Here is a 10,430-nt window from a genome sequence, read left to right as displayed (position 1 = left end):
ACCATGCCCGCGATGCGTATTTTCGTAGCGGCGCTGTGCGCCAGCGTGATGCTGCTGCCCGGCCTGCCCGCCCGCGCGGCGGAGGTGGTCGCCGCCGTGGCGGCGAACTTCGGCCCGGCCATGGCGCGCCTGGAACCGGCCTTCGAACAGACTACCGGCCACGACCTGACGGTGGTGCTGGGCTCGTCCGGCAAGTTCCTGCAGCAGATTCAGCAGGGCGCGCCGTTCGACGTGTTCCTGTCGGCCGATGCCGAGCGGCCGCAAGTGCTCGCCAAGTCCGCCCTCGGCGTGCCGGCCTCGCGCTTCACCTACGCCATCGGCCGTCTGGCGCTGTGGAGTCCGGACCCCCAGGCGTTCGGCGACGGTGAGGCGTATCTGAAGGCCGGCGCGTTCCGGCATCTGGCCATCGCCAATCCGGCGGTTGCGCCCTACGGCGCGGCGGCGCAGCGCACGCTCGAGCAGCTCGGGCTGTGGGCCGGCCTGCAGGACAAGATCGTCCGCGCCGAGGACATCGGTCAGGTCTACACCATGGCCGCCAGCGGCGCCGCCGAGGCCGCCTTCGTGGCCTACTCGTCGGTGCTGGCCGGCGGCAAGCCCGGCAGCCAGTGGCTGGTGCCGCAGGACCGGTATGCGCCGCTCAGGCAGGACGCCATCCTGGTCACCCGCGCCCGCGACAACCCGGCCGCCAAGGCGTTTTTGGATTACCTCAAGACGCCGCCCGCGCGCGAGGTGATCGAGTCGCTGGGGTATTCGCTGCCGGCGCCCTGAGGCATGCCTCTCGACCTCGGCCCGGTCTGGCTCACGCTGCGCCTGGCCGCGGTGACGGTGGCGCTGCTGCTGGTGGTCGGCACGCCGCTGGCCTGGTGGCTGGCGCACACCCGCTGGCGCGGCAAGCCGCTCATCGAGGCCGTCACCGCGCTGCCGCTGGTGCTGCCGCCGACGGTGCTGGGGTTTTATCTGCTGGTGCTGTTCGCGCCGCACGGGGCGCTCGGCGCGCCGTGGCTCGAGCTGACCGGGCAGACGCTCACGTTTTCGTTCAGCGGTCTGGTGCTGGCGTCGATGATCTATTCGCTGCCGTTCGTGGTGCAGCCGCTGCAGGGCGCCTTCGAGGCGGTCGGCCGCGCGCCGCTCGAGGCCGCCGCGGTGCTGGGCGCGCGCCCGCTTGATGCCTTTTTCAGCGTGGCGAGTCCGCTCGCCGCGCGCGGGTATCTGACCGCCATCGTGCTCGGCTTTGCGCACACGCTCGGCGAATTTGGCGTGGTGCTGATGGTGGGCGGCAACATCCCCGGCCGCACGCGGGTGATCTCGATCGCCATCTACGAGCAGGTGGAGACGCTCAATTTCGCCGCCGCGCACGTGCTGGCCGGCGGGCTGTTGGCGTTCTCGTTCGGCGTGCTGGTGCTGGTGTATGCGCTGAACCGCCGCTACCCGGTGCACGCGGCGTGAGGCTGCAGATCGCGCTCGCGCTGCAGCGCGCCGGCTTCGCGCTGGAGCTGGATGAAACACTGGAGCTGGCCGGCATCACCGCCGTGATGGGCGCGTCGGGCAGCGGCAAGAGCACGCTGCTGCGCGCGCTGGCCGGACTCGAAACGCCGCAGCGCGCGCGCATCGCGCTCGACGGTGTGCTGCTGGCCGACAGCGCGGAGGGCGTGAACCTGTCGGCGCACCGGCGCGGCATCGGCTACGTGTTCCAGGATGCGCGGCTGTTCAGCCACCGCCGGGTGCTGGGCAACCTGCGCTTTGCGCAGCAGCGCGCCCGGCCGGCCAACGGCACACCGGCACCGGCGCTCGATGAGGTGATCGCCGCGCTCGATCTTGTGCCGCTGCTGGACCGGCGCACCCAGGGCCTCTCCGGCGGCGAGCGCCAGCGCGTCGCCATCGCCCGCGCGCTCCTCGCCAATCCGCGCCTGCTGCTGCTGGACGAGCCGCTGTCGGCGCTGGACCTCAAGCGCAAGGCCGAGCTGCTGCCCTACATCCGCGCCCTGCCGCAGCGCTTTCGCATTCCGCTGATCTACGTCTCGCACGCGGTGGAGGAAGTCGCCCAGCTCGCCGACGAGGTGCTGATCCTCGCCGCCGGTCGCGTGGTGGCGCGCGGCGAGGTGCACGCCGTGCTGGAAAGCGCGGCGGCCGAGGCCGTGTCCGGCCACTTCGAGGCCGGCGCCCTGCTCGACGCCACCGTGCATCGGCAGATAACCGACTACGCGCTGACCGAGCTCGACCTGGCCGGCCAGCGCCTGACCCTGCCGCACATCGACGCCGCAGCGGGAACGCCGGTGCGCCTTCGCGTGCGGGCGCGCGACGTGGCGCTCGCGCTCGCCCGCGTGGACGGCGTCAGCATCCGCAATCAGCTCCGGGCGCGCGTGCTGCGCATCGACGCCGAGCCCGCCGGCGCGTACGCCGAAGTGCTGCTCGAACTTCCCGGCGCACCGGCGCAGCACCTGCGCGCGCGCATCACCCGCGAGTCCGTCGCCCGCCTCGGTCTGGCCACCGGCCAGGCCGTCTGGGCGCTCATCAAGAGTGTGTCGTTCGACCGGCGGGTGCTGGGTAGCCGGTAATTTCTGCCCGGAATGTTTCGGCTCGCCACCGCCCGGTAATCCCGCTCCAAGGCACCGCAAGCCGTGCGACGAGCCGGCCAGGCGATCGAACGGCAGTTCCTGCTACTCGAACGCGCCCCGGCATGGGCCGGCCCTTGCCGTAACAGTCACTCCCGATCCGACGTTTCCGGCGCATACCGATAGCCGATGCCGGTTTCGGTGAGCAGATACCGCGGCCGGGCCGGGTCGGCCTCGAGCTTGTGGCGCAGGCGCGCCATGTAGATGCGCAGGTAATGACCGTGTTCGCTGCTGTTCGGCCCCCACACCTCGCGCAGCAGGTGGCGGTGGGTGAGCACGCGGCCGGGCGCCTTGAGCAGCGCGGTCAGCAGGCGGAACTCGACCGCTGTGAGGTGGATATCCTCGTCACCGCGCTGCACGCGCCGCGCCACCAAGTCCACCGTCACCGCCCCCAGTCGCACCATCGGCCCACCGCCCGCCCCGCTGCGGCCGTGACGCAGCGCCACGCGCACCCGCGCCAGCAGTTCCGCGACGCCGAAGGGTTTGGTGAGGTAGTCGTCCGCGCCGGCGTCGAGCGCCGCCACCTTGTCGGCTTCCTGCGCGCGCGCCGACAGCACGATCACCGGCACCCGGCTCCAGGCGCGCAGCGCGGTGATGAAGTCGCGGCCGTCACCATCGGGCAGGCCAAGGTCGAGGATCACGAGATCCGGTCGCCGCGTGCCGGCTTCGATCAGCCCGCGCGCCAGCGTGGCGGCTTCCGCCACCTTGAGGCCCGCGTCCTCCAGCGTGCGGCGCACGAACAGGCGGATCGCCGGGTCGTCCTCGACGATCAGTGCGGTGCCGTCGATGATGGGGGCTCCCGAGGTGCCGCCGGCGGCGGCGCGAGCGGCAGGGTGAACACGAAGCGTGCCCCGCCCTCGGGGCGGTTTTCGGCCCGGATGTGCCCGCCATGTGCCGTGACGATGGCCTGGCAGATGGCAAGGCCAAGACCCACGCCGGCGATCGCCGACTCGCGCGTCCCGCGCGCGAAGCGCTCGAACAGCACCTGCTCCTGACCCGGCGGCAGGCCGGGGCCCGCATCCCACACGGCGACCTCGAGCGCATCGCCGGCGACCGCTGCGGTGATGCCGATCGGCGTGCCGGGCGGCGTGTACTTGATGGCGTTGTCGAGCAGGTTGACCAGCACCCGCTCCAGCATGGTGGCGTCGCCCTGCACCAGCGGCAGGTCGGCCGGCAGGTCGGTCTGCAGTGGATGGTCGGCGAGCGCGGGTTCGAGCGCCCGGACGGCGGCGCCGACGATCTCTTCCAGGGCCAGCCAGTCGCGGCGCGGCGTGACGGTGCCGGACTGCAGGCGCGCCATTTCCAGCAGGTTGTCCACCATATGGCTGGTGCGCAGCGCCTGGTCGCGGATGGCGGCGGCGGTCTCGTGCTCCGGCGCCTGCGCGGCGAGCAGGCGCAGCGTGAGCGTGTCGGCGAGGCCGACCAGCGCGGTGAGCGGCGTGCGCAAATCGTGCGACAGCGCGGCCAGCAGCGTACTGCGCAGGCGCTCGGAGGCCGCGCCCAGGCGCGTCTGGTGCACCTGGGTGACGAAGTGCAGGCGCTCGAGCGCCATGGCGATCAGCGTGGCGTGGGTTTCGAGCAGGCGGCGCTGTTCGGGGATGTGCAGCAGGCGGCGGTTGTCCGGCTGCACCGCGAGCACGCCCTGCGTGCCGGCCGGCGCCTTCAGCGGCAAATAGGCGGCCGCGGCCGCCGGTAGCGTGTCGGTGCCGAGGCCGGCCGGCTCGCCGTGATCGAAACACCACTGCGCGATGGCGAGATCGACCTGCGGCATCGCCTCGGCGGGCGCGGTGAGTTTGCCGTGCGCGTCCGCCAGCAGCACCCGCACGCGGGCATGGAAGGTGGCGGCGAGGAAACGCTCGCCGATCTGCGCCACCTGCGTTTCGCTGAGCGCCGCGGCCAGCTCGCGGGCCATCTCGTAGAGGCTGCGGATGCGCTGCTCGCGGTGGCCGGCGATGCGCGCCTGATAGCGCAGCTGCGCCATCAGCTGGCCGATGGCGAGCCCGACGACCAGCATCACCGCAAACGTGACCAGATACTGCACGTCGCTCACTGCGAACGTGAACCGTGGCGGCACGAAGAAGAAATCGAACAGCGCCACCGACAGCACCGCCGCCAGCACCGCCGGCCCGCGCCCCCAGCGAAAGGCCGCCCCCACCACGGCCAGCTGGAACAGCATGACGATGTTGGTGAGTTCGAGCACATGTCGCAGCGGCGTGGCCGCCACGGTGACGGCCACGCACAGCGCCGCCGCCCCGACGTAGGGCGCGAAGCGCCCGCCCGGCACGGCGGGCGGCGGCGTCGGGCGCGGCGCGGGCGGCGCCTCGGCGCTGCGCGCCACGGCGATGAGGTCGATGTCCGGCGCCCGCTCGCCCAGACGCCGCATGAACCGTCCCCACCAGCGCCGCTGCGGGCGGGCGCGCCGGCCGATCAGTATCCTGCCGAGGTTGTGGGCGCGGGCGTAGTCGAGCGCCGCATCGACGATGTCCGGCGCCGTCAGCACGGCGGTCTCGGCACCCAGCTCCTGGGCCAGGCGCAAGGTGGCGAGGATGGCGCTGCGCCGGTCCTCGGGCAGGCGCTGCAGGCGCGGGGTTTCGATGTAGACGGCGTGCCAGCGGGCGTCGAGCTTGCTCGCCAGACGCGCCGCGCTGCGGATGAGCTTGCCGTCGGTGTCGCCGGGTCCGACACACACCAGCAGCGATTCGGCGGTGGCCCACACCCGCGCGCCGGGCCCCGCAGCACGCGCCGTCTGCACCTGCGCGTCCACGCGCTCGGCCAGGCGCCGCAGCGACAGATCGCGCAGCGCGATGAGATTGGCCCGGCGAAAGAAATGCTCGGCGGCCATCGCCGCCTGCGCCGGCAGATACACCTTGCCTTCCTTCAGGCGCGTGAGCAGATCGTCCGGCGGCAGGTCGACCAGCGCCACCTCGTCGGCGGCGTCGAACACCCGGTCCGGCACCGTCTCCCACACGCGCACGCCGGTGATGCCGCCGACCACGTCGTTGAGGCTTTCGAGATGCTGCACGTTGAGCGTGGTCCACACGTCGATGCCGGCGCCGAGCAGCTCCTCGACGTCCTGCCAGCGCTTGGGGTGGCGACTGCCGGGTGCGTTGGTGTGCGCGAGCTCATCGACCAGCAGCAGCGGTGGATGGCGGGCGAGCGCCGCGTCGAGGTCGAACTCCGCAAGCGTGTGGCCGCGGTACTCGACGCGGCGGCGCGGCAACACCTCGAGCCCGTCCAGCAGCGCCTCGGTCTCGGGCCGGCCGTGCGTCTCGACCACCCCGACCACCGCATCCACACCCTGCGCGCGGGCCTCGCGGGCGGCGCTGAGCATGGTGTAGGTCTTGCCGACGCCGGGCGCGGCGCCGAAGAAGATCTTGAGCTTGCCGCGCCGCGCCGCCGCCGCCTCGGCGGTGACCTGCGCCAGCAGCGCGTCGGGGTCGGGGCGGGCCGGTTCGTCGGTCATCGCGCGTCGGCATCGAGGGCGAGATTGAGCGCCAGCACGTTCACGCGCGGCTCGCCCAGCACGCCGAGCCGGGGGCGGGCGGCGTGGCGTTCGATCAGCGCCTCGACCTGTGCCAGCGGCAGGCCGCGCACCCGCGCCACCCGCGGCGCCTGATACGCGGCGGCGGCGAGCGAGATGTCCGGATCGAGGCCGCTGCCGGACGCCGTTACCAAGTCCACCGGCACCGGTGCGGCGTTGCCGGGGTCGGCAGCCTGGAGCGCGGCGATGCGCGCCTTGACCGCATCGACCAGCGCCGGATTCAGCGGTCCGAGGTTCGAGCCGGTGGAAGCGGCGGCGTTGTAGGGCTGCGGTGCGGTGGCCGACGGCCGGCCCCAGAAGTGGCCGGGGTCGGTGAAGGACTGGCCGATCAGCGCCGAGCCGACCGGCTGGCCATCACGCATGATCAGCGAGCCGTTCGCCTGCCGCGGGAACAGCAGTTGCGCCACGCCGGTGACGGCGAAGGGGTAGACGAGACCCGTCACGGCGCTCAGCACGAGGAACAGCAGCAGCGCCGGACGCAGGGTTTGCGTGAACAGCGTTTTCATGACCCCGCCCTCACACGAGACCCACGGCCGCGAGGCCGAGGTCGATCAGCTTGATGCCCACGAACGGCAGCGCGATGCCGCCGAGGCCATAGACCGCCAGGTTGCGCCGCAGCACCGCCCCGGCGGCCTGCGGGCGGTAGGCGATGCCGCGCAGCGCGAGCGGAATCAACGCGATGATGATCAGCGCGTTGAAGATCACCGCCGACAGGATGGCCGACTGCGGGCTCGCGAGACGCATCACGTTCAGCGCGTCGAGCGGCGGGTACATCGTCACGAACAGCGCCGGCACGATGGCGAAATACTTGGCAAGATCGTTGGCGATGCTGAAGGTGGTCAGCGCGCCGCGCGTCATCAGCATCTGCTTGCCGACCGCGACCACCTCCAGCAGCTTGGTGGGGTTCGAGTCGAGATCCACCATGTTGCCGGCCTCCTTGGCCGCCTGGGTGCCGCTGTGCATGGCCACCGCCACGTCCGCCTGCGCCAGTGCCGGGGCGTCGTTGGTGCCGTCGCCGGTCATCGCCACCAGCCGGCCATCGGCCTGGTACTGGCGGATCAGCGCCAGTTTGGCTTCCGGCGTCGCCTCGGCGAGGAAGTCGTCCACGCCCGCCTCGGCGGCGATGGCGGCGGCGGTGAGCGGATTGTCGCCGGTGACCATCACGGTCTTGATGCCCATGCGCCGCAGCTCGGCAAAGCGCTCCCGGATGCCGCCCTTGACGATGTCCTTGAGCTCTACCACGCCCAGCACGCGCGTGCCATCGGCCACCACCAGCGGCGTGCCGCCGTGGCGGGAAACATCCTCGGCCAGTTGCACCGCTGCGGTCGGCACGGCGCCGCCCTGGGTTTCGACGTGCCGGCGGATGGCATCGAGCGCGCCCTTGCGAATCTGCCGGTCGCCGAGATCGACGCCGCTCATGCGCGTGTGCGCCGAAAACGCCACGAAATGGGCGCCGAGGCCGTGGATGTCCCGCTCGCGCAGGTTGAAGCGCCGCTTGGCCAGCACCACGATGCTGCGGCCCTCGGGCGTTTCATCCGCGAGCGAGGCGAGCTGCGCGGCGTCGGCCAGTTCCTGCTCCGGCACCCCGCGCAGCGGCAGAAAGGCCGCCGCCTGGCGGTTGCCGAGCGTGATGGTGCCGGTCTTGTCGAGCAGCAGCACGTCCACGTCGCCGGCCGCCTCAACCGCGCGGCCCGAGGTGGCAATCACGTTGGCGCCGAGCATGCGGCTCATGCCGGCGATGCCGATGGCCGACAGCAGCGCGCCGATGGTGGTCGGGATCAGGCACACCAGCAGCGCCACCAGCGCGGTCAGCGTCACCGGCTGCCCGGCCTGCGCCGCCCGTACGCCGAACAGCGAGTAGGGCAGCAGCGTGACCGTCGCGAGCAGGAAGATCAGCGTCAGCGCCACCAGCAGGATGGTGAGCGCGATCTCGTTCGGCGTCTTCTGCCGCCGGGCGCCCTCGACCAGACCGATCATGCGGTCGATGAAGGTCTCGCCGGGATTCACTGTGATGCGCACCACGATCCAGTCCGACAGCACCGTGGTGCCGCCGGTGACGGCCGAGAAATCGCCGCCAGCCTCGCGGATCACCGGCGCCGACTCGCCGGTGATGGCGGCCTCGTTGACCGAGGCCACGCCGTCGATCACCTCGCCGTCGCCGGGGATCATGTCGCCGGCTTCCACCAGCACCACATCGCCGCGCCGCAGCGCGCTGCCGGGCACCGGCTCCACGGGCGCATCGCGGCGCGGCTCGCGCAATTTTTTAGCCGTCACCGTCTGCTTGGCGCTGCGCAGGGAGGCCGCCTGCGCCTTGCTGCGGCCCTCGGCCAGCGCCTCGGCGAAGTTGGCGAACAGCACCGTGAACCACAGCCACAGCGTGGTGGCGCCGATGAACCAGGCCGGCGCCTCGCCGTGGCCCACGAGCGCCTGCAGCCACAGCGCGGTGGTGAACAGGCTGCCCACGTAGACCACGAACATCACCGGGTTGCGCCACTGCACGCGCGGGTCGAGCTTGACCAGCGCGTCGACCAGCGCCGGGCGCAGCAGCTTGGGATCGAACATGGAAAGGGTCTGGGTGGTCATCGTCATGCCCTCAATGTCCGGCCCACAGCATCAGATGCTCGACCGCTGGCCCCAAAGCCAGCGCCGGCACGTAGGTCAGCGCGCCGATCAGCAGCACGGTGCCCACCAGCAGCCCGACGAACAGCAATCCGTGGGTCGGCAGTGAGCCGGGACCTTGGGCGAGCGTTTTCTTGGCCGCGAGCGAGCCCGCAATGGCGAGCACCGGCGCCATCACCGCGAAGCGCCCGAACCACATGGCCACGCCGAGCCAGCCGTTATAGAAGGGGTGGTTGGCGGAAAGACCCGCAAACGCGCTGCCGTTGTTGTTGGCGGCCGAAGAAAACGCGTACAGCACTTCCGAGAAGCCGTGCGCGCCGGGATTGAAGATTCCCGCCCGGCCGGCGTCCGTGGCCACCGCGAGCGCGGTGCCGAGCAGCACCAGCGCCGGGGTGACCAGGATGCCGATCGCCACCATCTTCATCTCGAAGGCCTCGATCTTCTTGCCGAGGTACTCCGGCGTGCGGCCGATCATGAGGCCGGCCACGAACACCGCCAGCAGCGCGTACAGCAGCATGCCGTACAGGCCCGAGCCGACGCCGCCGAACACCACCTCGCCGAGCTGCATCAGCACCATCGGCACCAGGCCGCCGAGCGGCGTGAACGAATCGTGCATGGCATTCACCGCCCCACACGAAGCGCCGGTGGTGACGGTGGCGAACAGACCCGATGCCGCGATGCCGAAGCGCGTCTCCTTGCCCTCCAGGTTGCCGCCGGCCTGCAGTGCGCTCGCGGCCTGATCCACGCCGAGCGCGGCCAGTCGCGGATTGCCCTGCTGCTCGAGGCTCGTGGCCGCGATCGCACCGCCGACGAACAGCAGCGCCATCGCCGCCAGCACCGCCCAGCCCTGGCGGCTGTCACCGACGGCGTGGCCGAAGGCGTACACCAGCGCCGCCGGGATCAGGAAGATCGCCAACATCTCGAGGAAGTTGCTGAGCCAGGTCGGGTTCTCGAACGGATGCGCCGAGTTGGCGTTGAAAAAGCCGCCGCCGTTGGTGCCGAGCAGCTTGATCGCCTCCTGCGAGGCGACCGGGCCCATCGGCAGGGTCTGGGTCTGAGTCGTCGCGGGATCGGTGACCGCGTTGCCCGCCGCATCGAGCAGCGGCTGGCCGGCGGCGTCGAGTTTGGGGGCGTCGAAGGCGGTCGGCTCGAGCGTGGTCACGTCCCGGTAGGCCGCGACGTTCTGCACCACGCCCTGACTCACCAGCGCCAGCGCCAGCACGAAGGACAGCGGCAACAGCAGATAAGCGGTGATGCGCCACAGGTCCGCCCAGAAATTGCCGAGCGTCTGCGCCGACTGGCGCGAAAAACCGCGAATCAGCGCAAAGGCCACCGCGATGCCGGTGGCGGCGGACAGAACGTTCTGCACCGCGAGCCCCAGCATCTGCGTGAGGTAGCTCATCGTCGACTCGCCGCCGTAGCCCTGCCAGTTGGTGTTGGTGACGAAGCTCACCGCCGTGTTGAAGCTCGAGTCGGGCGTGAGGTTGGCAAAGCCCTGCGGATTCAGCGGCAGCCAGGCCTGCAGGCGCTGCAGCGCGTACACGGCGAGCGCGCCGATCAGGCTGAACACCAGCACCGCGGCGGCGTAGCGGCGCCAGCCCATCTCGCCCGCGATGCCGCACAGCCGGAACAGCGCCGCCTCGCCGCGCGCGAGCGGC

8 protein-coding genes and 1 pseudogene are annotated in these 10,430 nt (G+C 71.6%); 4 read left to right on the top strand and 5 right to left on the bottom strand.

Annotation, left to right across the window (positions count from 1 at the left end; translation table 11 throughout):
- The 4 genes and pseudogenes from modA to PHC73_RS13945 all read left to right on the top strand — a co-directional run.
- Positions 1–768 (top strand): molybdate ABC transporter substrate-binding protein (gene modA, locus PHC73_RS07140; RefSeq protein ID WP_300126206.1); only part of this gene is annotated, 768 nt, incomplete at its 5' end.
- 3 nt (positions 769–771) lie between these two features.
- Entirely contained in the window at positions 772–1,446 is a 675-nt protein-coding gene (gene modB, locus PHC73_RS07135) for a molybdate ABC transporter permease subunit (protein WP_300126203.1), read from the top strand.
- The gene (gene modC / locus PHC73_RS07130) at positions 1,443–2,555 is read left to right on the top strand and encodes a molybdenum ABC transporter ATP-binding protein (protein WP_300126200.1); all 1,113 of its coding nucleotides are present in this window, start codon (positions 1,443–1,445) and stop codon (positions 2,553–2,555) included. Before modB ends, modC begins: the two co-directional genes overlap by 4 nt.
- A gap of 63 nt (positions 2,556–2,618) precedes the next feature.
- A pseudogene (locus tag PHC73_RS13945) lies at positions 2,619–2,695 on the top strand (type II toxin-antitoxin system RelE/ParE family toxin); the annotation flags it as partial.
- A 6-nt stretch (positions 2,696–2,701) separates the two neighbouring features.
- On the opposite strand, the gene kdpE reads toward PHC73_RS13945, so the two are convergent.
- The 5 genes from kdpE to kdpA all read right to left on the bottom strand — a co-directional run.
- Positions 2,702–3,403 (bottom strand): two-component system response regulator KdpE, encoded by a 702-nt coding sequence (gene kdpE / locus PHC73_RS07125; RefSeq protein ID WP_366949825.1) that lies wholly within the window; start codon positions 3,401–3,403, stop codon positions 2,702–2,704.
- Entirely contained in the window at positions 3,382–6,075 is a 2,694-nt protein-coding gene (gene kdpD, locus PHC73_RS07120) for a two-component system sensor histidine kinase KdpD (protein ID WP_300126194.1), read from the bottom strand. The genes kdpE and kdpD overlap by 22 nt, the downstream gene beginning before the upstream one ends.
- Complete coding sequence (kdpC, locus tag PHC73_RS07115) at positions 6,072–6,659, bottom strand: potassium-transporting ATPase subunit KdpC (protein ID WP_300126191.1); 588 nt, start codon at positions 6,657–6,659, stop codon at positions 6,072–6,074. Before kdpC ends, kdpD begins: the two co-directional genes overlap by 4 nt.
- 10 nt (positions 6,660–6,669) lie before the next feature.
- The gene (kdpB, locus tag PHC73_RS07110; RefSeq protein ID WP_366949824.1) at positions 6,670–8,736 is read right to left on the bottom strand and encodes a potassium-transporting ATPase subunit KdpB; all 2,067 of its coding nucleotides are present in this window, start codon (positions 8,734–8,736) and stop codon (positions 6,670–6,672) included.
- 10 nt (positions 8,737–8,746) lie between these two features.
- Positions 8,747–10,430, bottom strand: a 1,684-nt coding sequence (gene kdpA / locus PHC73_RS07105; protein WP_300126185.1) for a potassium-transporting ATPase subunit KdpA, incomplete at its 5' end; no start/stop codon positions are given.

It is taken from the genome of Immundisolibacter sp. (assembly GCF_028696615.1).
Taxonomy (GTDB): Bacteria; Pseudomonadota; Gammaproteobacteria; order Immundisolibacterales; family Immundisolibacteraceae; genus Immundisolibacter.
The sequence above is the reverse complement of the archived record's forward strand: the minus strand, read 5'-3'. Positions and strand labels throughout refer to the sequence as shown.

Bases quoted from the DNA above. Each gene is read 5' to 3' on its own strand.
- modB (WP_300126203.1), top strand. From the start codon at position 772: ATGCCTCTCGACCTCGGCCCGGTCTGGCTCACGCTGCGCCTGGCCGCG.
- kdpD (WP_300126194.1), bottom strand. From the start codon at position 6,075: ATGACCGACGAACCGGCCCGCCCCGACCCCGACGCGCTGCTGGCGCAG.
- kdpC (WP_300126191.1), bottom strand. From the start codon at position 6,659: ATGAAAACGCTGTTCACGCAAACCCTGCGTCCGGCGCTGCTGCTGTTC.
- kdpB (WP_366949824.1), bottom strand. From the start codon at position 8,736: ATGACCACCCAGACCCTTTCCATGTTCGATCCCAAGCTGCTGCGCCCG.